This is a genomic window from Rhizobium leguminosarum (assembly GCF_019798305.1).
Lineage (GTDB): Bacteria > Pseudomonadota > Alphaproteobacteria > Rhizobiales > Rhizobiaceae > Rhizobium > Rhizobium leguminosarum_U.
The window spans coordinates 52,386-77,864 of record NZ_JAAXDD010000013.1 but is presented as its reverse complement, the minus strand read 5'-3'; the positions used below and the strand labels follow the sequence as shown (position 1 = coordinate 77,864).

The window sequence follows — 25,479 nt, the reverse complement described above, 5'->3', positions numbered from 1 at the left end:
AAAGTTGCTTAGGACGTCGACCTCTACGCAGCCATCGTGGTTCGGAGCCTCGGTGACGGTGATATCCAAAAGACCTTGTCGGCCGAACAGCATCTCGCGCGGAGCCGATAAGATCGCCACGACGAGTAGAGCGCCCGTCGCCTTGCATAGAGAACTAGGATCGTGACGCAGAAACATAATAATCCTAAACCTTCCAGGCTTCGACTGCAGAGAGAGCCTCTGTCAGAATTGTTGCCTCATTCCAGTGGAACGGCGGCTTACCACCACGCTTCACAAGACACTCATCGCCACGGTAGCGGTGAACGGACATGCGCAACATCTGCTCTTATGGGCAATCGGCGGACATGAAGACCCGCCTTTTGGGTAAACACCGGCTGAAAGCTTACGCACAACACCGTCTTTGGGTGGAGCGAAGGTGCATTAGGCGTAGCCTGCCCTTCGCTAGGACAGGTTGACTGCGGATGTGGCTGGATGATTGCTTGAGAGCAGCGCAGCACGAAGGCCGACACCTGTTTTTTTGATCTGCCGCGATCAACAGTCGCTTGTCTTTTCAAGTCAGTCGGGACGGATAATGAGAGTAGATAGCCTCGGGACTGCCAGCGGACCAACCATCAGTTGGCGGGCCATAGAATGCTGGGGCGCCGGCATATCCCTTTTCTTTCAGGCAGGCGCGTTGCTGCCGCTTATCCTGGCAGATGCGGATGGAGCGCTCAGCGAATCTGCCAGATCTATACTGCGTCTTCCTTGCTTTCCCGTATATGTATTTACAATCGTGATCTTGATACGCAATTTTCCGCAATTTCTAACGGCGCTCAGGCGAAATCTTATTGTTCCCGCGATCCTTGTCCTGCCGTTTCTGTCCACCCTGTGGTCAATAGGACCTCCAACGACCTTGAGGCGTGCAATCGGCCTTTTGTTTTGCGTGCTTCTTTCCTATGTCCTGGCGATACGTTTCACGCCAAGGCAGCTGCTGTTCCTGATATTTGTGACCCTGGGAGCCTGTATCGTCCTCAGTGTGATTATGTCAGTCGTGTCACCAAGCCTCGCCAGTATGCCGGATGGTACTATGCGAGGCATTTTCATTCACAAGAACGTCCTGGGCTGGTACGCGTCTCTGATGATCTTGGTGGCAACGGCCGTGCTGATCGACGGGACGCTCGGCCTGCGGCGAACCGCGTTCATCTTGTTGGCCGCGGGTGTGATCTGCCTTGCAAGCTCTGGATCGATGACCGCGATTATTGCCACGTCAGTGGCGTATTGCCTGATCGGCTTTTATTCCCTCCTGCAAAGAAGCAGCAGCATTGGCCGCGTCATCATCGTTCTGTTTTTTGTTCAGCTGTCTCTCGGCATTCTGATTTCGCTTCACGAATTCCTGGTTCCGGCCCTTGAAGCGCTGGGCAAGGACGCGACTCTGACGGGTCGGGTGCCATTGTGGGAGCTGGTCGATCGCGAAATATCCGATCGTTGGATGTTTGGCTACGGTTACCAGGCTTTCTGGACAACCGCGAACCCCGAAGCGACGCGCATGTGGCAAAAGATCGGATGGGCGGCGCCTCACGCGCATAATGGATACCGCGATATCTTGTTGAGCTTTGGAATAATGGGAATGATTCCGTTTGTTCTGCTGCTTCTCCACGCAATCCGCCAGGGCGCGACCCTTCATTGTCATGACCCGCAGTACGGGTGGCTCTGGCTCAATGTCCTGACGATCATGATTCTGGTGATGAATCTGACCGAGAGTATTTTTTTCGCTCAGAATGACACCATCTTCATCCTGTTTACCGCAGCCATCATCATGTTTTCGCTGTACGCGCCCGTTGTATCGATCAGCCGTTTGCCGCATTGGCAGGCGCCCTCGCGTGGCCTTGCGAGCGGGTTGCAGATATCATGAGGCGGCGTTTTGAACTGATCCTGAGCATTTTGCCTGTCATGCTCTTTCCGCAGTCCGGTAATCCGGCTCCAGCCGGGACAGAGATAGATGCGCCTGAGCGCTTGCAAATGCTCGTCAGGGAGGCGACTTGCGCGGAAGCTCCCGCGACTTTCTCCGCCAAGTTGAATGGGACTTCTTTAAGCGACGTATTGAACAGCAGCGCTGGGGCGCGGACGATATTCTACGTTTCTCCCGATGGCAAAGACACCTGGAGTGGCCTCCTTCCGACAGCAAATCAGCAGGGCGGCGACGGCCCTTTCGGCAGCATTGAAAGAGCCCGTGATGCTGCCCGTGAGAAGGGCGGCACCAACACAATCGCGCTGGGTAAAGGCGATTACTACCTTACTCAGCCGATCGTCTTTGACGCCCGCGATAGGGGCTTGATCCTCACGGCAAGATGCAATGAAGCGCCGATTTTGCATGGGGGGCTACGCGTGCGCAATTGGGCGCAGCAGGCCGATGGTCGCTGGACGGCGCCGCTGAAATTGCCACCGGATGAAGGGGTTGGTGGCCTTTTCGTCAATGGGAAACGCCAAACTCCGGCTCGATATCCCAACGCTCCGGCTGATGGCGATCCACGCAAGGGATGGTTGTTTGCCGCAAAGTGCGAGCCTGCCATCGACGCGCGGGAAGGAAACACGCGTTTTTGTTTCCATGCCGGCGATCTTCCGGCAATGGGTGATACAAGTGGGCTGGTCGTGGACATCGTTGGGGGGTATCAACCGGGAAGCCAGTGGGGAAATGATACACTCCCAGTTGTATCCATCGATGGCACCGGCCGGACTGTCTATACGAAAGGCACAGGCTATTTCTTTACCGCAGAAGGCAGCCGCTATTTCCTAACCGGAGCCAAGGCCTTGCTCGATGCTCCCGGAGAGTGGTGGTACGACCTTGTCGCGGGCCAGCTTCATTATATCCCTGTCGATCAGTCGTTACCCAATTCCGTCGTCGTTGCTGGCATCCTGCCGACATTCTTCAAATTGGATGGGGCTGATGGGATGATTGTATCAGGGCTCGAGTTTAGAGATGGGGCTCCTGAAGGCAGCGGCAAGTTCTATACGGAAACCAGAGGATTTGGCGCCATACGCATCGAACACGCTGATGGCGTTGAGATTCTCGGCAACAGCATCGAAAATGTCGGCGTCGGGGTCCATGTGACGGAAAGCAAGGATGCGTTGATTGCCGGCAACGTGATTGCGGATGTGGCTGGCAACGGGATTTACGTCGGCACAAATTATGGCACGTTCGGCAAGTCGAACGGCTCCAGGATCCTTTCAAACCATATCCATGACATCGGAAAGGTTTACATTGAAACCGCAGGAATATGGTTCCAGGCGGCTGACAATGTCAGAATCGCCGACAACCTGATCGAAAACACGGCGCAGTTCGGAATCGCCGGCGGTTCGTTATGGGGTTCTAACGACGCCGTCTATAACGCTGTCATCGAGCACAACGTGATCCATAATGCCAATCAGCAGACGGCAGATGGCGGCGCCATCAAGATGATGGGCGAGCAGGCCGATCCTCTCAACAGCACCATCCGCTCCAATCTGGTGACCGGGACCGGTCATCTCATGAACAGGGTCGATGGGACGTTCTGGCCTCCCGGATATGAGAATACCAGCGAATGGCCGTCGCCCATCAGCTGGGCGATCTATACGGATGGGAAGGCGAGCGGGCTGCGTATCGAGGGAAATACGCTCTCGGGCAACGTCGCGGCGATCGGTATCAACGGCGGTTGGAGCAACCTGGTGGCGGGAAACGTCATCACACACGGATCGGGCGCGGCTTTTCGCGTTGATGACGGTACCGGCAGGGGTTGGCGTCCGCCATGGGCACGCCCTAATCGTATTGAGGAGAATGCTGTATCGGTTGACAGTGACAGCGGCATTGTAGCGTATGTCAACGCTCCCGATCTTGGGCTTGGATTTGTGCAATTCGCGCGCAACCGCTACAGCGGCAACTTGAACGACAAGAGCTTCAGGGTACATCCGGAGATTATGCGTCCGGGAGAATTTGGCAGTCTAGGAGATCTTCAGAAGGCTGGGGAGGACACCGGAAGCGTAGTCATGCCGCCCGAGTAACAAAAGGCGCCGCGACGTGTTCTGCTACGATAAAGTCCGCAGCTATAGCGACTTATAACGCCCTTCAATCATGGCGTGCACGCGCTGCTGGTAGCTGCCGCAGGCAGGAACGGTGACGAGATGAGCGTGGCGCGCCGATTTCAAAGCGAAATTCCAGCCCTTGCCCAACTCGCATCCTGCGCGAGGCTTCCGCCGAGCCGTCGAATGATCGATCGCCTCAAGGTGAGGCCTTTCGACCGTTCAGGCGAAGCCGCGGCCAGATCCATTCGGAGATCCTGCCAGGCTCAAGTGTTCCACCTGCTCAGGGGTACACAGGAATTCCCTGAACTCTCTCTTTCCGGCTTTGTTTGCGCTCAAACCTCACTAGCTTTGATCACGCTAGAGTGAATAGCTTCTGCGGCTCTGCGTGGGTCGAAGCGCCATTTCGGGCCAACAGTCATCAAAAAGAGCAGCAGGGTAAGCTGTGGGGTACATAGACTTACTTCGAATATTGTACGTCATCGTGGCATAAGACGTAAATATGAAATCTCTTCTACGTCCAATAGCTGGAGCTGCAAGTATGGAGGCAATCGGCCTGCCGGGATATTCTGATGATAGTTTCGATCGCGAAAGCGTAGGTCATGGGAAAGCAACCAGCAGGCAGCAGCCAAACTTCAGTTCTTCATCCAAAGGGTTCCTTTGAATGGACGAATGTCCTTGGTGTTCGCGTTTCGGCAGTCAATCTCAAAAGCGCGACTGGATTTATTCAAAAGGCGATCGAAGACGGCAGGAAGGAATATGTTTGCGTTCGCGACGCACACGGCATCGTCCGCTGTCAAGATGATCCCGAGCTTCGGTCGATACATAACCGGGCTTTCCTCGTAACTCCCGACGGCATGCCGCTCGTTTGGGCATTGAAGCGTGCTGGTCATGCCGAAAGCGACAGGGTCTATGGACCGGATCTCATGCTATCCGTTTTCGATGCCGGCAGCTCCAGGGGCTTGCGCCACTTCCTTTATGGTGCAACGGCCGAAACGCTCGAACAACTGCAGGCGCGCCTTCTGGCAAAATTTCCGCAAGCACGGATCGTCGGCTCCTATGCACCGCCTTTTCGCAAACTGTCGACGCAGGAGGAAACGGATATTGCTGACCGGCTTAATCGGTCGGGCGCCGATATCATCTGGGTCGGGCTGAGCAGTCCCAAGCAGGAACTCTGGATGGCGCGCATGCGCGATAGTCTGGAAGCATCGATGCTCATCGGTGTCGGAGCCGCATTCGATTTCCACGCCGGCCTCAAGCGGCAGGCTCCAAGGTTCATTCAAAGAAGCGGCTTCGAATGGGCGTTTCGTCTTTTATGCGAGCCGCGACGGCTATGGCGGCGCTATGCGCTCGTCGTGCCGACCTTCATCTCACTGACGGCATTCCAGAGACTGGGGCTTCGGAAGTTTCCGATCGAAGACGCGGTTTTTGGATCAAGCGCGCCAAAAGCAGCAGCTGCAAAGGTGTAAAGCCATCATGTCCTTATTTGCGTCGCCAGCAATGACACCGGGTCCGTCGAAGGCAGCCACATCGAATGACATGGCGGCGCGGGCGATTCCGGCAGGTTCCGTGCCACCCATAGCAGCTAAGCCCACCGATCCCTTTGTGCGGGCAGGGCCGAATATGCCCGTCGCACTACGGCGCGGGCTTCATCGGTTTGCAACCTCGTCCTTCCTGATCGGCGGCGACATCGCAAGCTATTTGATTGCTTATTTTGCTCTCCTGTCCTTTCTCCCCAGTGGTTCGGAGGGCGCGATAGTGGAGCGCACCTTCACGATCGCAGCGCTTGCTGCGATTGTTCTCTACGCATCGGCCGGCCTCTATCCCGGATATCGGTTACATGATCACGAACATCTACGGCGGCGCACCATAGCTGCCGCCAAGGTGGCTGTTCTGGCGGCATTCGGAGCAATTATCCTGCCCGAGGGGGAACGACTGCTGCTTGCCGTTATTGGGTTCCTCGCTCTCGGGCTGATTGTTCAGCCATTTGTGCATTGGCTGGCACGAGGCCTGTGCTGGAAACTTGGAATGTGGGGCGAGCGTGCGGTTGTCATAGGGGGGTGCAACCTTACTCCCGCTCTCGTGGCCCATTTCAAGAACCACTGGCAGTATGGCATCAGGCCGGAGCCCTTTTCCCCCGATACTTTGGAGGCATTGCCCGATGGCGTGCTATCCATTGCCGTGATTGCGGGTGACACAGGCTCGCTTGTACCCGACTTGGCGGCGCTGCGTCGGAAGTTCGCCGAAGTCATTTTGCTGTCCGACACGCCGAGCCTCAAGGTAAGCGGATTGCGACCTGCGGATGTTGGCGGAGAGATCGGTATTCGCCTCACCACCGGTGGGAGTTGGGTCAACTCGGATCCGGTTCGCCGAATCCTCGATCTCGCAATCGCCATCCCTGCAATGATCGTGGTCGCGCCATTCATCGCGTTTGCAGCGGCCGCAATCTATGCCATCGATCCAGGTCCCGTCTTCTTCCGGCATACTAGGGAAGGGCGATCCGGCAAGCCGGTGCACGTCCTGAAATTGAGGACGATGTACCAAGATGCAGAACAGCGCCTTGAAGCACTGTTCCGAGACAATCCTACCATGCGCGCCGAGTGGTTGAGCCACTTCAAGCTCAAGGACGATCCGCGCATCCTTCCGGTTATAGGACATATGCTGCGCTCTTCGAGCATCGATGAGCTCCCGCAATTGGCAAACATCATTTCCGGCCAGATGGCCATCGTCGGGCCGCGTCCGTTCCCGGAATATCACCTCCTGGCTATGGACGGCGAATTTCGAAACAAGCGCCGTTCCGTCACGCCGGGGCTCACGGGCCTTTGGCAAATATCCGAACGAAGCAATGCGGATATCGAGCTGCAGCAGCAACTCGACGAGTTCTACATCGACAACCGGTCGCTGTGGTTTGACTGCCAAATTCTTCTCAGCACAATCCCTGCGGTCTTCAAGCGCAGGGGAGCCTACTGACCATCCTCGATTTCGCGAGGCAACCGTCAACAACGGAGCACACCAATGCACGGACAAAAGCGAATTATGGTAACCGGCGGCACCGGCTTTCTGGGATCATTCTTGTGCGAAAGGCTTCTGCGAGAGGGCAATGACGTCCTCTGCGTGGACAATTACTACACCGGTTCGCGCGACAATGTGCTGCATCTTCTTGACGATCCTCGCTTTGAGGTGCTCCGCCATGACATTACCTTCCCGCTCTATGTGGAGGTCGACGAGATCTACAACCTCGCCTGTCCGGCGTCTCCGGTCCACTATCAGCACGACCCCGTACAGACCGTGAAGACCAATGTGCACGGGGCCATCAATATGCTCGGCTTGGCAAAACGCACCAGGGCGAAGATCTTCCAGGCATCCACGAGCGAAGTTTATGGCGATCCGGCAGTCCACCCTCAGCCCGAGGAATATCGAGGCAGCGTCAATCCCATAGGGCCGCGGGCATGTTATGACGAAGGCAAGCGGTGTGCCGAAACATTGTTCTTCGATTACCATCGTCAATATGGCGTGGAAATCCGCGTAGCCCGCATCTTCAATACTTACGGGCCGCGCATGCAGACCAATGACGGTCGCGTCGTCTCCAATTTCATCGTTCAGGCGCTTCAAAACGAGCCGATCACCATCTTCGGCAACGGCACGCAAACGCGCTCCTTCTGCTATGTAGACGATCTGATTGAGGGCTTCATCCGCCTGATGGGGGCGCCGGCTGGCGTTACAGGTCCGATCAATCTCGGTAACCCAGGAGAATTCCAGGTCCGGGAACTGGCCGAAATGGTCATCGAGATGACGGGATCGAAATCAAGCATCGTTTACAAGCCTCTGCCGATTGACGATCCGACGCAGCGCAAGCCCGACATCAGCCGCGCAAAGCAGGACCTGGGCTGGCAGCCGACAGTGAACCTGCGACAGGGGCTCGAGAAAACGATCGCGTATTTCGAGTGGAAGCTTTCTGGCGGAGTGAAGAGCACGCTTGGCGTCCAGTCCTCGCGAACGGCCTACACCCATCTGCCTACCCCGGCCGTCGCCCTTCCCGTTCAGGAAGCCGTAGCAATCGGGCCGTGAACAACAACGTCGATCATTGCAAGTCGAAGCTCGTGTTCTTTCGATGGGATGGTGCCGGAAACATGAATGTGCATAGCATACGAACAGGAGCCGTCCCTGCGGGTGCAACACAGCGGTTGGGGCCCATCGTCTTTGCGGTCGATGCGGCCTACGCCGTTCCCTTGGCGACCGCCCTTAGATCGGTCGCCGAGAATAACAGAAGCGCATGGCCCTTGAATATCCATGTCGTTCATGAGGGAATAGGCGAAGAAACAAAGCGACTGATCTTTGATTCTCTGCCCGCAAATTCTGCAGTCATTCAGTGGCATCCCATCGCCACATTGTCCTTCGCAAGCGGATTTTCCACTCGTCCTGGCGTTTCGAGGATGACCTTCGCGAGACTCCTTTTGCCGCAGTTCCTTCCGCAGACCTGCAATCGGGTTCTGTATCTGGATGGCGACATCCTGGTCCTGACTGCGCTTGAACAGCTGTGGAATATCGATCTTGGCGAGGCAGTGATCGGCGCCGTGCCGGATTACTGGCTGGACAATGTTGTGCGCAACGGACCAGGTGCAACCGGCGGCCCTCGGGTCGAACGTTATTTCAACGCCGGCATTCTCCTTATCGACCTTGAAAAATGGCGAAACGAGCGAATATCGGAACGATCTCTGGACTATCTCGACCGCTTTCCGACGACGGAATATTCGGATCAGGACGCTCTTAACTTTGCCTGCGACGGAAAGTGGAAGATCCTGGACCGTGCCTGGAATTTTCAGTTCGAGCCAACGCAGGCGATCGCCCGCATCGCGCTCGAGCAGAAGCTCGCAATCGTTCATTTCGTGACCAACGTGAAGCCCTGGAAATCAGGAAGCTTGAGCCCGAACGTCGCCTTCTACGATACGTTTCGGTCCCGGACCCGTTTTGCGCTTACCCGTTGGGCGCGCGTTCAGAGTGGCCTGAAGCGTGCAGGCTCGCGGTTGCTTGCCAGATCCGCCTTGTTGAGAGCGGCATGGTCCCGCGCGAAATCGACTATGCGTGCGCACGCATCGACACCGCGCCAGTGAATCGTGGAGCGAAGAACGCATAAGAGTAAAACGAAGCCGAGTTCGGGTTCCATCAAATGCTCCGAACGAAACGATTGCCTGCGGAGGAACAAGGTTGCAACGCGTTGATGTCGTCATTCCCTGCTACAACTACGCTCATTTTCTTGAGGAATGTGTTGGTAGTGTTCTTTCACAAGCAGGCGTCGATGTGCGCGTGCTTATTCTGGATGACTGCTCGCCAGACAATACGCCGGAAATCGGAATGGCCCTGGCATCCCGGGACAAACGGGTCACCTATCGGCGGCACACTGCAAACAAGGGCCACATCGCCACCTATAATGGGGGAATCGAGTGGGCGGGCGGCGACTTGTTCCTGCTTCTCTCTGCGGATGATTATCTCTTGCCGGGCGCGCTGGGGCGCGCTTCCGAGCTGATGCGCAATCATCCGCATGTGGGGTTTACGTTCGGAAACGCGCTCATAGCTGAGCCGGGTGGCGTCAGTAAGCGCGTCGATCCTCTCGGCGACAATAGTGTGCCTCCGATGCAGGTCTTGTCCGGTCCGCAATTCATACGGTTGAGTGGAGCAAACAACCTGGTTCCGACACCGACGGCCGTCGTGAGAACGACACTGCAAAAACAGGTCGGCGGCTATCATAAGGAACTGCCGCATGCCGGCGATATGGAGATGTGGCTGCGGCTCGCATCACATGCTGGAGTAGGCTACATCAACGAAGACCAAGCAGTATACCGCAGACATGCCTCGAACATGTCGCTACAATACTATGGACAAAGTATCCTTCCCGACCTCCGGCAACGAAAGCAAGCTTTCGATATTCTATTTCGCCAAGGCGCGGAAAGCCTCAGAAAAGATGAGAAATTAAGACGTTTTCTTGCCAGGGATCTAGGGAAAGAGGCGCTTCGGCTGGCGGGCATGGCATTTAATAATTTCGATGTTCCCACAGCCGTGGCTATTCAGCGTTTTGCTCTCGAGGTTTCTCCTGATGTGCGAAATTCATTGCCCTGGATCAAGTTGGTCTGCAAGCAAACCATCGGTCCAAAGTACTGGTACGCCTTGAATTCTATGCGGCGAAGAGCTGCAGCATGAATAGGCAGGACCGGGCCGGGTTAGTTCCCCGCAAAGACGGGAAAAGCAGTCCGTGATTGGGCGCCCGATCGCTGCTCACGCCAAGATCGCGGGAAGCATAATAGATCGCCCGATATCAAAAACCCCGGTGACGCATTCGCGCCACCGGGGTGATTTGAGCAAGACCGTGGTTCCAAGATACGAAAAGATTTGCCCCAACAAGCATCAGGCCGACGCCCTATCCACGGTCATGCCGGAAAACCGGTTTGACATAAGTCGTTGAGCTTGAACACGACTTCCGTTCTGTTCGTTGCTTTGACTTTCTTCATAATATTGCGAACATGCACCTTTACCGTGCTTTCTCGCAGATTGAGCTCATAGGCGATAATTTTGTTCGCCTTTCCGCGTCGGAGCGCCTCGACGACTTCGACCTGACGATCCGTGAATATGCCGGAGAGCGGGCGGGCGGCCGAATTGCTCGAGTCCAGCAAGTGACGCATGGCGAACAGGGCGCTTGCAGGCACAAAAATTCCTCCTGCCACTGACAGCGCGATCAGCTCCATACACACACTGACGCTGACTGAGGCGGGTATGAACCCTTTGGCTCCGTACTCAAGCGCCCTGACGATTTGGCCGAAATCGTCGCTATCAGCCAATACGATGAGTGGCGTTGATGTAAATTCCGACGCAAGCTTGCGGATTTGCTCCGAAACGGCCGGTTCATCGATCTTTTTGCCGCCGACGTTCAAGAGGATTGCCGAAAGCGGAGGATGTTCATCGCGCTTCTGCTTCCATTCCTCAATTGATCCAAATGCCAGTATCTGCAAATCCGCCTTTTGAGCAGCCATGCATTGCGCCAAGCATTGCCTATCAAGTTCACGATTATCGAGAATGACAAGCGAATGCGTTTGCCTTGCCGACAAGACAGGTGTGTGCGCGTTATTGTCTATCTTAAGAGGAAGAGAGATGTTTTCCTGCCTGCGGTCTAGATTCGGTATCAGTGCTGAATTCACAGCTTCACCCTCCCTATAACACGTTACGCCACTACGGCCCGAGTACCGACCCCTCTCCATACGGGGGTTTAGGAAACTCTAAAGGAGGAATGGATTACCACAATTCGCCGGGCGTTGCAGTAGCTAATATAGGTTAAGTACTACACAACTTCTATAATTGGATAAGAAAGTGAAGATAAGCCTGAGTATAGACCTAGGTCTTACTAGAACGATTGCGGGATAGTCTCTGTTGTTGCGCCGCCGTTTGGCAATGAACCCCTAAATGCATGGAAACAATCGCTGTCTCCGGCGTACGCCAGCCGACGAGTGCGAGAGGTGCCCCGCCACCAATGTTGGACAGGGGCATAAACCAGGGGGTAAGTCGTCGTAAGTAGATACGCCTTTCGGCGGATAAGCTTAAACGATTTGTTTCTTTACTCAGATGAAGAAAACAATTCTCTTTGGAATGGAGGGAAGTATTTGTCCTGGGTAACATTGGACGCAATCGACCTTTGTTTAACTGAAAATCGGGCCTGTTATGAGTTAGGAGTTTGCAGGGATGATTGCATCAAACGTCAAGCTGGGTGACGGCAGCGTCATTCACCATCGAGATCTTGTGAATCTCTACGGCTGCACGATCGGCGCAGGAACCCGCATCGGCACCTTCGTCGAGATTCAGAAGAATGTCATCGTCGGAGAAGACTGTAAGATCTCCAGCCATTCCTTCCTCTGTGAGGGCGTGACGCTGGAAGACGGCGTGTTCATAGGCCACGGGGTCATGTTTACAAACGACATGTACCCGCGCGCCGTCAATTCGGATGGCAGCCTGCAGACCGAAACCGACTGGGCTGTCATCCCTACTCTGGTCAAGCGCCACGCGTCGATTGGCAGCAACGCCACCATTCTGCCTGGCGTCATCATCGGAGAAGCCGCACAGGTCGGCGCCGGCTCGGTTGTAACCAAGGATGTGCCTGACGGCGCCATTGTTGTCGGCGTTCCGGCCAGGATCATCGGTCGCGTTCATGACCGATCAGTCAACATGCAAGCGTTGGGAGAAGTGCAATGATCGGTATCGCCGTTGTTGGGTATGGGTACTGGGGTCCGAATCTGGTTCGTAACATCTCGGAAGCGGCCGGCGCGCAGCTCATTTCAGTCTGTGATCTCAATGTCGAACGGTTGGCGGCTGTCAAAAGCCGCTACCCCGCAGTGACGATCACCGATGATTTCGAGGAAGTTCTGCGCGATCCGAGAGTGGATGCCATCGCTATCGCGACGCCGGTCTTCACCCATTTCAAGCTCGCTATGCAGGCTATGATGGCCGGAAAGCATGTCTTCGTTGAAAAGCCGATGGCTTCGACGACGGACGAAGCCTCGCGGATGGTCGAAGAAGCCGCGCGCAGACGCCTCGTGCTGGCCGTGGATCATACTTTCGTGCATACCGGCGCCGTCCGCAAGATGCGCGAACTAGTCGAAAGCGGCCTCGGCGACATGTATTACTACGACTCGGTTCGGGTCAATCTGGGGCTCTTCCAGCACGATGTCAGCGTCATCTGGGACCTCGCGGTGCATGATCTCTCCATCCTGGACCATGTTGTGCAGGAAAGGCCGGTCGCCGTTTCTGCGACGGGCATGAGCCATGTGCTCGGCGAGCCGGAGAACATCGCCTATCTGACGCTTTTCTTCGAGAGCAAGCTCATCGCACATATCCACGTCAATTGGCTGGCCCCGGTCAAGGTCCGCCGCACGCTGATCGGCGGCAGCAGCAAGATGATCGTCTATGACGATCTGGAGCCCAGCGAAAAGATCAAGGTCTATGACAAGGGCATCACCATGTGCCCCAATTCCGATGCATATGGCGAGAAGGTGCATCAGATGATGGTCGGCTACCGCAGCGGCGACATGTGGGCGCCCAAGCTCGATATGACCGAGGCGTTGAAACGCGAACTGGATCAGTTCGTCGATTGCATCGAGCAAAATTCGCGGCCCATTACGGATGGCCAGGCCGGACTGCGGGTCGTTCGCATCCTTGAAGCCGCAAGCCGGTCGCTCGCCCAGCGCGGCCGTATCATCGAGCTTGAAGAGGCGAGGCGCATTGCATGATCCCGTTCCTGGACCTCAAAGCACAATATCAATCCATCAAGAGCGAAATCGACGCCGCCGTGCTCGGTGTGCTCGCCTCGGGGCAATACATACTGGGCGAGGAGGTCGCTCGCCTCGAGCAGGAATTCGCGGGCTATTGCAACGTCAAACATGCGATAGCCGTCAACACCGGGACGAGTGCCCTGCATCTGTCGCTTCTCGCGGCAGGCGTCGGCCCCGGCGATGAAGTCATCACCGTGCCATTTACCTTCGTCGCAACCGTATCGGCGATCTGCTACGCAGGTGCACGACCGGTATTCGTCGATGTCGAGCCCGTGACGCTCACGATGGATCCGGCGCAGCTCGAGGCAAAGATTACACCCCGAACCAAGGCCATTGTTCCCGTCCATCTCTACGGTCAGATGGCCGATATGGATGCGATCAAAGCGATTGCTGACCACTACCGGATACCGGTCATCGAGGACGCCTGCCAGGCGCACGGAGCGCAATACAAAGGCGCGCGCGCCGGCAGCATCGGCACATCCGGTTGCTTCAGCTTCTACCCCGGCAAAAATCTTGGCGCCTGCGGCGAGGGGGGTATCGTCGTCACGAACAGCGACGATCAGGCCAAGACGATGCGCATGTTGCGCGACTGGGGTCAGGAACAGCGTTATTACCATCTGCTGAAGGGCTTCAACTACCGCATGGATGCCATTCAAGGTGCGATCCTGAGCATCAAGCTCCGGCATCTCGAAGTCTGGACCGAAGCGCGGCGCGCCCACGGACGCCGCTACTCGTTGCTGCTTGGCGGTTCGGCGAATCTCAGGACGCCTGTCGAAATCGCCGACCGGCGCCACGTCTATCACGTCTATGCCATCAGAAGCCGCGATCGCGACCAGCTTCAGCGCGTACTGAGCGAAGAGGGCATTCAGTCCGGGCTGCACTATCCGATCCCAGTTCATCTGCAGAAGGCCCATGCCGACCTTGGTTACAAGGCTGGCGATTTCCCAATATCGGAAGCTGCCGCACGGGAGGTCCTCTCGCTGCCGATCTATCCCGAGATGCCGGCGTGGCACGTCGACCAGGTGGCCGCCGCGCTGGAGAACACCTATGTCAGCTGATCGTGCGGGCGAGGCCCGGATCGTGCAAGCGGTCCATGGCCGTCATGAAAGGCCGGCGGACCCTGCCTACCAGGCCGGGCTGGCCGAAGAACTCAGGCAGTCATACGGGCGCGCTGGCCTGATCGAACTATACGGTCGTTTCGCGATCAGTGACGGTGTCATCGATACTCTGATGCGAAAAGCCATCTGGCAAGCCATCACGCGGAGCTGTGGCACAGGATTGCAGGTTGCTGGCGGTGCCGGTTTCAAACATCCCGAGACGTTCGACATCGGCAATGGTGTGTTCATCGGGGCTCAGGCCTATATCCAGGGTCGCTTCGACGGCCGATGCAAGATCGGCGATAATGTCTGGATCGGGCCGATGGCCTATTTCGACGCTCGCGATCTCGTGATCGAGGATTCTGTCGGGTGGGGACCTGGCGCCAAGGTGCTTGGCTCGACCCACACGGCACTGCCCTTGGATGTGCCGATCATTCGCACGGATCTTGAAATCAAGCCGGTACGAATCTGTGCAGAGGCCGATATCGGAACGAATGCAACCATTCTTCCCGGGGTGACTATCGGGAAGGGGGCGATCGTTGGAGCGGGGGCAGTTGTCGTTTCCGACGTCGAGCCGTACTCAGTCGCCGCAGGTGTACCTGCGAAATTCATACGTTGGCGTTCGGATAATGATCCGATGACGAACATGTTGCGTGAGGGAAGATCATGAGAGACAAACGGGTGCTCATTACCGGCGGTGCCGGTCTGATCGGCTCGCATATTGCCGATCTTGTCGCTTTGGAAAAACCTCGCGAGATCATCGTCCTCGACAATTTCGTACGCGGGCGCCGGGACAATCTCGGCTCGGCAATATCAAGCGCGGCTGTTAGGATTATCGACGGAGATATCCGCGACAGAGCGCTTCTGGCAAAAGTCTTCGAAGGCGTCGACATCGTCTTTCATCAGGCCGCCATCCGAATCACGCAATGCGCCGAAGAGCCACGGCTGGCTTTCGATGTCCTTGCGGAGGGCACGTTCAACGTTCTCGAAGCCGCCGTCACGGCGGGCGTATCGAAAGTAGTTGCTGCCTCTTCCGCCTCGGTTCTGGGGCTTGCCGAGAATTTTCCAACGACCGAAGAGCATCATCCGTACAATAACCGGACGATCTACGGCGCGGCGAAAACATTCAACGAGGGGCTTATGCGTAGCTTTGCGGAGATGTACGGCCTGCGCTATGTCGCGCTCCGTTATTTCAACGTCTATGGGCCGCGCATGGACGTTTACGGCGCCTACACGGAAGTTCTGATCCGTTGGATGGAACGCCTGATGGCCGGAATGCCACCCCTCATCTATGGGGATGGTAGCCAGACGATGGACTTTGTCGATGCACGCGACATCGCCCGCGCAAACATTCTGGCCGCGAAAAGCGATGTCACGGATGAAGTGTTCAACGTCGCGAGCGGCAAGGAAATAAGCCTGCTGGAACTCGCGAAGATGCTGAGCGACATTATGGGTTCCTCACTCGAACCGCAGCACAAAGAGGCCCGCACGGTCAACGGCGTGACCCGTCGCCTTGCCGATATCAGCAAGGCCGAACGGCTCCTCGGCTTCAAGGCGGAGATCTCTATGGAGCAAGGGCTTCGTGATCTCGTTGCATGGTGGCAAATGCAGACCAACGCAGGGGGGGCGGCTGCATGAGCTCATCTCAATCCACAATTCCGGTCGCCAAACCCGTCCTCGGGGAGGAAGAGGCTGACGCTGCGCGCCGCGTTATTCTGTCGGGATGGGTGACCCAGGGGCCGGAAGTCGCGGCTTTCGAGCGTGAATTCGCTGCCTTTGTGGGCGCTGCGCATGCTTGCGCCATGTCCAACTGCACGACCGCGTTGCATCTGGCCCTGAAGGCGGTCGGCATATCCGCCGGTGATGAAGTCGTCACCGTCAGCCATTCTTTCATCGCGACCGCAAACGCGGTTCGCTACTGCGATGCGGTGCCTGTTTTCGTCGATATTGAAGAAGATGGTTACAACATCGACGCCAGTCTGATCGAAAAGGCAATCACGCCCCGCACCAGGGCAATTCTCTGCGTGCATCAACTCGGCATGCCTTGCGATCTCCGCGCCATCGTGGAGATCGGCAAGCGCCACCAGATACCGGTCATCGAGGATGCAGCCTGTGCGACGGGAAGCGAAATCCTGTGGGACGGCCGTTGGGAAAAGATCGGCAAAGCGCATGGCGACATTGCCTGCTTCTCCTTCCACCCCAGGAAGGTCGTCACGACAGGCGATGGCGGCATGTTGACGACGGCCAATCCCGAATATGACCGGAAGTTCCGGCTCTGGCGCCAGCATGGCATGAGCGTCACCGATGCCGTTCGTCACGGCTCGAAACAGGTCATCTTCGAAGACTATGACGAGTTGGGTTATAATTACCGGATGACCGATCTTCAGGCGGCCGTCGGACGCGAGCAGTTGCGGCGGCTGCCGGAGTTGGTTGCCCAGCGCAGGCTGCTTGCCGAGCAATATTGCGAACGTCTGTCGACGATTGCCGGGATTTCTCTCCCGGCCGAGCCGCGCTGGGCTCGCAGCAACTGGCAGAGCTTCTGTGTGAGACTGGCCGCGACGGTCGACCAGCGGGCCGTCATGCAGGCTTTGCTCGATCAGGGGATCTCGACCAGGCGCGGGGTGATGAACATTCATCTCGAGAAAGCCTATTCTGATGAGAGCTCCCACCGCGCTGTCACCAGCCTGATGCGGAGTGTATCTGCGCAGCAGCAAACGATAATCCTGCCGCTTTATGCCCAGATGACCGTGTCCGACCTGGACCGGGTTGTTGAGGCCCTTCGCGCAGCCTTGGCGGAAGCAACCGTCGGAGCCTCCAGCGTGCAACGTGCCATGGATGTCGCTGTCGCCTGAACCCGCATTTGCCTGACGTAGCAATTTGCATAACGAAACAATGCGCGTAGCTCCGGATGCGCGCATTGTTTCGTTATGCTGATTTCGTGATCCATCCGCGGATGGTTGCTGGTACGGACTCCGGCGGAAGCAGGTCGATCAGCATGCGCAGCGAATAGAGCCCGCAGACAGCGACGGCGACGAAGCCAATCACCGTCGCCGGCCATAGCGGCAAAATCGAGAACATCAGGAATACCAGTCCCGATGCGGGCAAGAAAAGCAGCGCGTGTCTGCGATTGGCGGCGGACCAGCGAAAACCGGTCAGCTTCCGCACGATCACATAGATCAGGATGCTGTGCCAGACATAGAGGCCAAAAAACGCCATGCCGGCTCCTTGCGTACCGAGCAGCGATACGAAGAGCCAGGCAAGCCCCACATGCACGACTGCCGCCGCAACCTCCGTCCAGAAGAAAATCGCCTGGGTACGCTTCGCCACGACGATGAAACCCATCGGCCAGGAAATAATCCGCAGCATCATTCCAAGGCAGATCCAGCGCAGAAGATCGACTGCACCTTGAAATTCCGCCGAATAGAATAGGCTCATCATGAGCGGCGCAAGCGTCAAGGTGCCGAGCAGGCCGGGGCCAGCGAGCAGCATGCTGATTTCCGCCTGTTCATTGACCAGCCGATTGCATTCGGCATTGTTCTCGGCTGCCGCAGTCAGGCGCGGGTAAAAATCCGTTCCCATCGCCTGCAGGATGAAGCTGGCATAGAGACCGCCAAGGCCCCAGGCCGCCTGGTACAATCCAGCCGCCATGACGCCGCCCTCCTTCAGCACGATAAGGCGGATGGCATAAGCTGCGCCGAAGGTCAGAAGCCCGCTTGCCATGAAGACAAAACCGAGCCTGAGCAGTGCCGACACTTCCCGACCGAACTGGCGCGCGGGCATTGGCGAGGGATGCGGGCAGATCCGCCGGCTGTACCACCAGGTCGGAAGGATTGAAGCAGCCGCAATCACCACGAGGGACGGTGCGATCGCCTGCAGGCCGAACAAATAGATCAGCGGGATGCTGACAGCTGTGCCGATAAGTCCGGCAAGCACGTTGATACGGGCAAGATCGGCAATGCCGCGTAGGCCCTGGATCAATGCAGTCTGCCCTGCAGAGACCAGCCGAAAGAAGATTGCCAGCGACAGCAATGCAATGCCACCGGCATGCTGGTAGCCGCCGAAAGTGAAATGTGAGGCCGGGAATGCCAACGCGGCGAGAAGGAGCGCACCAAACAATCCGAGCACCACCGATATGCGTCGCAGCACTGTTGCTGATCGTGCAATCGTTTCTGCGTCATCGGTGCCTGCAGCTTCGGCAATCTGGCGCACGCCACTGCTGCCCACGCCAAGCCCGGCAATCGCCTGGGCGATATCGAGGATCGACCCGTAAAGGCCCATCAGTCCCACGCCTTCGGGCCCAAGCAGAACCGCCATGGCTTTGTTTCTGACAATGCTGAGTGCGACGTTGACGAGCGAAGACCCGCCCATCAACATCGTCGATTTGAGGATCTGGGTGTAGGTCGGGCTGCTGGGTGGGGTCATCCTCAAAGTCATCGCAAGCCCTGGCCGTTTATCCCGGGCCAGCGTTCAATCTCCCGCCGCGGGCTCGATTGCAGCACATGCATTTTGCGGATCACCGGCTTACCTGACTGACATGCGCCTCTGTCTGAACAGGCAGCGCAGCGGCGTCTTCGGACAGCGCATCGGCGCTGCGAGCCCGCGTTACCCTGACCACGTCGCCCGGCACCAACTCGGTCGTTTCGGCGGCCTGGAATTGATTGACCTGTCCCTTGTCCCGCCGGCTCACGATGAACGTCAGCGGCAGGTCCTCACCGCGGTTATTCGCCCTAGCGCCGTTCGACAGTTCTTCGAGAAGCAGTTGTTGCGTGGTGTCGCGCTTCAACTTGAGCTGATCGAGAGTGGCCTTTTCCGCCTGCACCTCTGAAGCGACCTCGCTGCGGCGAGTGTCGGAAAGTCCTTCGAGATTTCGCGTCGTCTCGTTGATCGCCTGGCGGCCCCGCATGATGGCCGTCACGAGGTCGAGCCGGTCGGAGCGATAGGTGGTGAGCAATCGTTCCAGATCCATCTGGCGTGAGGTGATCGTGAGGCCCTTCTGGACCAGCGTCTTCACGCTCGTCAGTTGCTCTTCGACCGATTGGATATTGTCATCCGAGCCTTTTAGCTTTTCTTCCAGTGTGTCGATTTCTGCCGTCAAGAGATTGCGCAATTCGACGAGGGCCACCGACTGCTTGTCCAGCGCGTTTGCACGCGCCTGAAAAATGACCCGCTCCTCCTGGTAGATACTCTCGGCATATTGCTGATCGGTAGCGGGTGGCTGATCGAAGACGATCTCCTTCGAGCCGGCCATCTCCGCTTGCAGCCGCGCGAGCTTCGCCGAACTGCGCAGGAGCGAATGGTCGATTTCTCGCAGGTCGCCGGCAAGCTTGATCGTGTCCGATTGCTGCTGTGCCGCAGCCCGTAACGGGCCGCCGCTCATGGCCAGGGATTGCAGGACGCTGAGGCCGGAGTGAAATTTATATTGTCCGGGCGCTGTCACGTCTCCGACGACGTAAATGGACGGATAGTCGAGAACGTCGATCGTCACCGCAGGTGCCTGGGCCAAACCCATCTTTGCCTGAAGGCGCTTGGCAATCTCGTTGGTGAGGCTCGTATTGTCCAGTCCAACCGGCTGCGGCCCCAGAAAGGGCAGGGAGACTTCACCTGCATCTGAAACCGTATATTCGCCGCCAATCGCATCCCATCGCTCAAACTGGCCCTTGGACGGCATCCATTGGACGACCGTCAGGCGGATTTTCGTTTGCGGAGCCAACGGGGCGCTATCGGCGAGAGCCGGCGACACGGCTCCGGCAAGAAAGACGAGTGCGCTGATGGCAAGCGTGGCGCGAAAGTACGGGTGAGGGGCACGGTGCGATAGATTCATTACATGTCTCGCCTTCAAAACATCCTTCAACGGACGCTGGTCCAATGCCTTAGGCGCTGTTCGAACGCCGGACGCCAAGCCCGAAACCAGATCGCTAGTGTGCAGTCTGGAGAAGCCTTGAGGAAGGTGGAGGTCGTTTACTTTGCCTAATCACAATTGATGAGGTGGGGAGGATGCTTAAGCCTAAATCGAGCAGAAACACATATCTTCGGCGCGACACAGAGGCATCGCCTCGGCCGCGCTAGCCTCGAAGTACCGCAATCCCCGCGGCAGAGCCTTTATGCTCGCATCGCCAATTTTGCCGGACGACGATATTGACCGGCGTCGGCGCCGTTCGTCCGACAACTCGAAGCAGCGCCAGCGGTGCAGCACAAGGGCGTTCTCCTGCCAGATCTTGACGGCCGAAGACGCCGCCATCTCAACGGCCTATGCGGCTTCAAGACTTGCACAGCAAGCGGCAAATCTTCGCGGGTCTTATCCATCACGTGGACGTGCAACACGGCCGGTTGCCCAAAGGATGCCGCCTGTAGAGCGAAAGGCGTAGCAGATACTCTCTCATTTTTCGACTACAATTCAGGGCCGCCTATCGAGCGGTCCTCATAGATTCGATCCTGATAATCTCGCGGAAGGTGCCTGCCATGTATCGCAACGCTCGTCGGTGGACCTCGCACTCACTCCTGGTGGATTCGTTGATTCCCGCATGGTTGACCATCGGCGGCAAGGGAAGGCCGCGCAAGCCTGCCGAAAGGCACGAGGACAGTGCTCAACTTGCGGCATCCGTGCAAACTGCGGATGGAAACAAGTATGATAGCCATGTCGACAATTCCCACAACAACGCGGCGCTCAACGAGCATGACTCTGAACATAGAGCGAGCGTGATCGACGACCCGGACGGTCGGGCCAATATCACCCGCGAATCGCCGCCCTTGCTCGACGCTCTCGCAACAAATCGCAAGATGGGGGGGCGAAGCGGTGATACTGCCGCGTCTGTGTTGCCCGCCCACACGCCTGGTTTTGCAGGTTTCCAGCCGAACGCGAAGGGAATTGCGTTCGGAGCTCAATCGTCCCTTTATCGCACCTACGCTGGAACGAGCCTCATAGGCGATGATCCTTTGGCTCCGTATCTGCCGCAAAGCCCTGCACCGACAACTTCGGGGCAAAGTTCTGCTGCGGTGGCGGCTGAGCGTACGCCCTCGGGCAAAGTCGTCATTCTCGAATCGACGCCATCGGCGCAGTCGACCGGGCAGCATGCTGGAGCAAATGCGCTGGCGTTTGGTATGCCCTTTGGTGTGTGCGGGTGCGGCTACTATACGTCCCCAACACGGATTCTCGATTGGGCCCATGGCGGCGCCTTGCTTCAGCAAGATGGTCAGTTGCCTGGAACAAGGCTGACCGAAGGGCCGGACTATGTGGCGGCGATCAAGAAGGCCATCGGCGCCTCGGTCAGCGATCCGCTTCTCGATCGCAACTTGTCCCCGCTCTCGGGCTGGCGCGGGACCGCAACGTGGACGGATTCGACGATCTTGAACGGATCCTTGCCCGGTGGCGGAGAGACCGGAAAGGGCACCACCACGAAGGGTGTCGGTACCCTTTCCGGCTCGGTGACGACTCCACCCTCTACGCAGCCTTCTACACAGCGGTCGCTGACAACGCAAAATCTGGCGGCCGCGGCGACGGCCAGCAACGCGATCGTGCTTGAAAACCAGAAGCAGGGCAATCCGGAGAGCGAGTGGGGCATCGTCGGTGCCGGCAGCACCAACATCGAAGGGTTTGCGACCGACATCAGCGTCGACAACGGCAAGACGGTCAGCTTCAAAATCAATACCAATTCCACCAACTACCGGATCGACATCTATCGGCTCGGCTATTATGGGGGCATGGGCGCCCGCAAGGTCTCGACCATGCAGCATACCGGCTTGCAGACGCAGCCCAACCCGTTGCGTAATGCCACAACCGGCACGGTGGATGCCGGCAATTGGGCAGTCTCGGCGTCGTGGACGGTACCTGATGATGCCGTCTCGGGCGTCTACATCGCCAAGCTCGTGCGTCAGGATGGCACCTCTGGCGAAAATCAGATCCCGTTCATCGTGCGGGATGATGCCAGCCAAAGCGACATCGTCTTCCAGACCGCAGACGAGACCTGGCAAGCTTACAACGGCTGGGGTGGCGCAAACCTCTATGGCGGCAACGGGCCGGCGACGGGGCAGGGTGCTGGTCGCGCCTATGCGGTTAGTTACAACAGACCGATTGCGACCCGCGGCGGGGTCGGCACCTATGCCGGGCCGCAGGACTATCTGTTCGGCGCCGAATATGCAGGCATCTACTGGCTGGAACAGAACGGCTATGATGTTTCCTACATGTCGGGTGTCGACGCCGACCGCTATGGCAGCCTGTTGCTCAATCACAAGACCTATATCGATGCCGGGCACGACGAATACTGGTCCGGTCAACAGCGAACCAATGTGGAAGCCGCGCGCGATGCGGGCGTCAACCTCATGTTCTGGAGCGGTAACGAGGTCTATTGGCGTACCCGTTGGGGCAATGCCTATAGCGCCGACGGCACGCCCTATCGCACGCTGATCACCTACAAGGAGACCTGGGCCAACAGCGGCATCGATCCTTCCAGTGAATGGACCGGCACCTTCCGCGATCCACGCTTCAGCCCGCCTGCCATCGGCGGCGGAAACCCGGAAAACTCACTGACCGGACAGTTGTTCAAGGTCGACGATGTCGGCAGCAATCTCGCCGCGATCACGGTCGGATATGACGACGCCAACCTGCGCTTCTGGCGCAATACGAGCGTCGCCAATCTTCAGCCTGGCCAGACGGCAACGCTCACCAAGAACTATCTTGGTTACGAATGGGATGAAGCGTCCGATAACGGCTTCGATCCGGCTGGCCTCGTCAAGCTGTCATCGACGACGCTTCCGGTCAGCACCTATTTGCTCGATTATGGAAACACGACAGGCAATGCGACCGCGACCCATAATCTGACGCTCTATCGGGCGCCGAGCGGTGCGCTGGTGTTCGGCGCCGGTACGGTCTATTGGACATGGGGCCTGAGCAACAATCACGATAACGAGGCGACTGCGACCGATCCTCGCGTGCAGCAGGCAATGGTCAACCTGCTTGCCGACATGGGCATTCAGCCGGGGACACTGCAATCCGGGCTTACTGCCGGGACTGCTTCGTCAGACCATACTGCACCGACCTCGGTCATCACGGTACCCGCCACGGCGACCGTTGGATCCACAGTGACGATTACTGGCACCGCTACCGATTCGGGAGGCGGAGTCATCGCCGCGGTCGAGGTTTCGACCGACAACGGGGCGAGCTGGCATCCGGCGACGGGCGATGAGAATTGGACTTATACCTGGTCGCCGCAGACCGCGGGGACGTACACCATCCGGTCCCGTGCAGTCGACGATAACGTCAACCTGGAAACACCCTCGGCGGGACGCACGGTCACCGTCAGCGGGCCGAGTTACACCTCTCTCTTCGGTTCGGCGACGCCAGCGGTCGTCAACACCAACGACACCTCAGCCGTTGAACTCGGCGTCAAATTCCAGACTTCCGTGGCAGGCACGGTCACCGGCATTCGTTTCTACAAGGGCAACCTCGATACGGGCACGCATACGGGTTCTTTATGGTCGAGCACCGGCACGCAGCTTGCCACCCTCACCTTCACGAACGAGACTGCCAGCGGCTGGCAGACTGCATATTTCACCAGCCCGGTGTCGCTGACCGTCGGACAAACATACACGGCATCTTACCATACGAATGTCGGCCACTATTCATCGACCACCGGCTACTTCACCTCAAACGTAACCAGCGGTCCGCTCACGGCGCCGGCCAGCGGTAACGGCGTCTACCGCTATGGCAGCAACAGCCTCTTGCCAACGAGCACATACCAGTCGACGAACTATTGGGTCGATGTGATGTTTACCACGCCGAGCTCGAACACGACGCCGACGGCGGTTGCCGATACGGGCAACGCGACTGAGAAGGGCGGCGTGGCCAATGGTTCGGGCGGCGTGGTTGCGAGCGGCAACGTGCTGACCAACGACACCGATCCGGATGCCGGTGACACCAAGACCGTCACTGCAGTGGTCTTCGGCGCGACGTCGGGCACGCTCGGTTCGGCACTGAACGGCACCTATGGCAGCCTCGTGCTCAATGCATCAGGCACCTATAGCTATGCCGTCAACGAGAGCAATGCCGCTGTCCAGGCGCTGCGCCAGTCGACCAACACGCTGAGCGATGTCTTCAGCTATACGATGCGCGACAGCGCCGGCGCCACGGCCACGGCAAACCTGACGATCACCGTCCATGGCGCCAACGATGCGCCGGTGCTGGCGGTCCAGACGGCGACCCAGAATGCCACCACCGGCTCGGCCTTCTCCTTCGTCCTGCCGACGACGACCTTTACCGATGTCGACAGCGGCGAGACGCTGGCCTATTCGGCAACCGCTGCCGACGGCACGGCGCTGCCTTCCTGGCTGAGCTTCAACGCCTCGACGAGGACCTTCTCCGGCACGCCGACGGCAGCCGGCACTTACGGCGTCAAGGTGACGGCTACCGATCTTGGCGGTCTTGCAGCCAACGAGAGCTTCAACATCGCCGTATCGGTTCCCGGAAACACGACGCCGACGGCGGTTGCCGATACGGGCAACGCGACTGAGAAGGGCGGCGTGGCCAATGGTTCGGGCGGCGTGGTTGCGAGCGGCAACGTGCTGACCAACGACACCGATCCGGATGCCGGTGACACCAAGACCGTCACTGCAGTGGTCTTCGGCGCGACGTCGGGCACGCTCGGTTCGGCACTGAACGGCACCTATGGCAGCCTCGTGCTCAATGCATCAGGCACCTATAGCTATGCCGTCAACGAGAGCAATGCCGCTGTCCAGGCGCTGCGCCAGTCGACCAACACGCTGAGCGATGTCTTCAGCTATACGATGCGCGACAGCGCCGGCGCCACGGCCACGGCAAACCTGACGATCACCGTCCATGGCGCCAACGATGCGCCGGTGCTGGCGGTCCAGACGGCGACCCAGAATGCCACCACCGGCTCGGCCTTCTCCTTCGTCCTGCCGACGACGACCTTTACCGATGTCGACAGCGGCGAGACGCTGGCCTATTCGGCAACCGCTGCCGACGGCACGGCGCTGCCTTCCTGGCTGAGCTTCAACGCCTCGACGAGGACCTTCTCCGGCACGCCGAC

18 protein-coding genes are annotated in these 25,479 nt (G+C 58.1%); 14 read left to right on the top strand and 4 right to left on the bottom strand.

Annotated features, from left to right (window positions below; genetic code table 11):
• The first annotated feature begins 571 nt into the window (after positions 1-571).
• Both HFO99_RS22740 and HFO99_RS22735 read left to right on the top strand, forming a co-directional pair.
• Positions 572-1,891 (top strand): O-antigen ligase family protein, encoded by a 1,320-nt coding sequence (locus HFO99_RS22740; RefSeq protein ID WP_222363764.1) that lies wholly within the window; start codon positions 572-574, stop codon positions 1,889-1,891.
• Positions 1,888-4,014, top strand: a complete 2,127-nt coding sequence (locus HFO99_RS22735) for a right-handed parallel beta-helix repeat-containing protein (protein WP_222363762.1) — start codon at positions 1,888-1,890, stop codon at positions 4,012-4,014. Before HFO99_RS22740 ends, HFO99_RS22735 begins: the two co-directional genes overlap by 4 nt.
• Before the next feature lie 42 nt (positions 4,015-4,056).
• Here HFO99_RS22735 and HFO99_RS33560 read toward each other — a convergent pair whose 3' ends face one another.
• Positions 4,057-4,182 (bottom strand): hypothetical protein, encoded by a 126-nt coding sequence (locus HFO99_RS33560; RefSeq protein WP_261323285.1) that lies wholly within the window; start codon positions 4,180-4,182, stop codon positions 4,057-4,059.
• Positions 4,183-4,634: 452 nt separating this feature from the next.
• On the opposite strand from HFO99_RS33560, the gene HFO99_RS22730 reads away from it, so the two are divergent.
• The 5 genes from HFO99_RS22730 to HFO99_RS22710 all read left to right on the top strand — a co-directional run bounded on the left by HFO99_RS22730 (position 4,635) and on the right by HFO99_RS22710 (position 10,227).
• Complete coding sequence (locus tag HFO99_RS22730; protein ID WP_222335589.1) at positions 4,635-5,501, top strand: WecB/TagA/CpsF family glycosyltransferase; 867 nt, start codon at positions 4,635-4,637, stop codon at positions 5,499-5,501.
• 7 nt (positions 5,502-5,508) lie between these two features.
• Positions 5,509-7,002 carry a sugar transferase gene (locus tag HFO99_RS22725; RefSeq protein WP_222363963.1) on the top strand — a complete coding sequence of 498 codons (1,494 nt, stop codon included), beginning with the start codon at positions 5,509-5,511 and terminating at the stop codon, positions 7,000-7,002.
• A gap of 45 nt (positions 7,003-7,047) precedes the next feature.
• The gene (locus tag HFO99_RS22720; RefSeq protein WP_222335591.1) at positions 7,048-8,100 is read left to right on the top strand and encodes a UDP-glucuronic acid decarboxylase family protein; all 1,053 of its coding nucleotides are present in this window, start codon (positions 7,048-7,050) and stop codon (positions 8,098-8,100) included.
• Positions 8,097-9,143 carry a glycosyltransferase family 8 protein gene (locus HFO99_RS22715; protein WP_315860495.1) on the top strand — a complete coding sequence of 349 codons (1,047 nt, stop codon included), beginning with the start codon at positions 8,097-8,099 and terminating at the stop codon, positions 9,141-9,143. Before HFO99_RS22720 ends, HFO99_RS22715 begins: the two co-directional genes overlap by 4 nt.
• A 94-nt stretch (positions 9,144-9,237) precedes the next feature.
• Positions 9,238-10,227, top strand: coding sequence for a glycosyltransferase family 2 protein (locus HFO99_RS22710; protein ID WP_222252532.1), 990 nt, complete (start codon positions 9,238-9,240; stop codon positions 10,225-10,227).
• Positions 10,228-10,454: 227 nt separating this feature from the next.
• On the opposite strand, the gene HFO99_RS22705 is transcribed toward HFO99_RS22710, so the two are convergent.
• Positions 10,455-11,219: a LuxR C-terminal-related transcriptional regulator gene (locus tag HFO99_RS22705; protein WP_222363760.1), complete on the bottom strand. Its 765-nt coding sequence runs from the start codon at positions 11,217-11,219 to the stop codon at positions 10,455-10,457.
• A gap of 538 nt (positions 11,220-11,757) precedes the next feature.
• Here HFO99_RS22705 and HFO99_RS22700 point away from each other — a divergent pair.
• Genes HFO99_RS22700 through HFO99_RS22675 form a run of 6 tightly spaced genes read left to right on the top strand, consistent with a single transcriptional unit; the run spans position 11,758 to position 17,289 of the window.
• The gene (locus tag HFO99_RS22700) at positions 11,758-12,264 is read left to right on the top strand and encodes an acyltransferase (protein ID WP_222363758.1); all 507 of its coding nucleotides are present in this window, start codon (positions 11,758-11,760) and stop codon (positions 12,262-12,264) included.
• Complete coding sequence (locus HFO99_RS22695; protein WP_112907983.1) at positions 12,261-13,298, top strand: Gfo/Idh/MocA family protein; 1,038 nt, start codon at positions 12,261-12,263, stop codon at positions 13,296-13,298. Before HFO99_RS22700 ends, HFO99_RS22695 begins: the two co-directional genes overlap by 4 nt.
• Complete coding sequence (locus HFO99_RS22690) at positions 13,295-14,398, top strand: DegT/DnrJ/EryC1/StrS family aminotransferase (protein ID WP_222363756.1); 1,104 nt, start codon at positions 13,295-13,297, stop codon at positions 14,396-14,398. Before HFO99_RS22695 ends, HFO99_RS22690 begins: the two co-directional genes overlap by 4 nt.
• Entirely contained in the window at positions 14,388-15,107 is a 720-nt protein-coding gene (locus tag HFO99_RS22685) for an acyltransferase (RefSeq protein WP_222335595.1), read from the top strand. The genes HFO99_RS22690 and HFO99_RS22685 overlap by 11 nt, the downstream gene beginning before the upstream one ends.
• A complete protein-coding gene (locus HFO99_RS22680) occupies positions 15,104-16,075 on the top strand; it encodes an NAD-dependent epimerase/dehydratase family protein (RefSeq protein WP_222363754.1) in 972 nt (323 codons plus the stop codon). The genes HFO99_RS22685 and HFO99_RS22680 overlap by 4 nt, the downstream gene beginning before the upstream one ends.
• Positions 16,072-17,289, top strand: coding sequence for a DegT/DnrJ/EryC1/StrS family aminotransferase (locus tag HFO99_RS22675; RefSeq protein WP_222363752.1), 1,218 nt, complete (start codon positions 16,072-16,074; stop codon positions 17,287-17,289). The genes HFO99_RS22680 and HFO99_RS22675 overlap by 4 nt, the downstream gene beginning before the upstream one ends.
• Positions 17,290-17,362: 73 nt before the next feature.
• On the opposite strand, the gene HFO99_RS22670 is transcribed toward HFO99_RS22675, so the two are convergent.
• Entirely contained in the window at positions 17,363-18,871 is a 1,509-nt protein-coding gene (locus tag HFO99_RS22670; RefSeq protein ID WP_222363750.1) for an O-antigen translocase, read from the bottom strand.
• 79 nt (positions 18,872-18,950) lie between these two features.
• A complete protein-coding gene (locus HFO99_RS22665; protein ID WP_222335599.1) occupies positions 18,951-20,258 on the bottom strand; it encodes an exopolysaccharide biosynthesis protein in 1,308 nt (435 codons plus the stop codon).
• A 638-nt stretch (positions 20,259-20,896) separates the two neighbouring features.
• On the opposite strand from HFO99_RS22665, the gene HFO99_RS22660 reads away from it, so the two are divergent.
• Positions 20,897-25,479: N,N-dimethylformamidase beta subunit family domain-containing protein (locus tag HFO99_RS22660; protein WP_222363961.1), on the top strand; the 4,583-nt coding region annotated here is incomplete at its 3' end.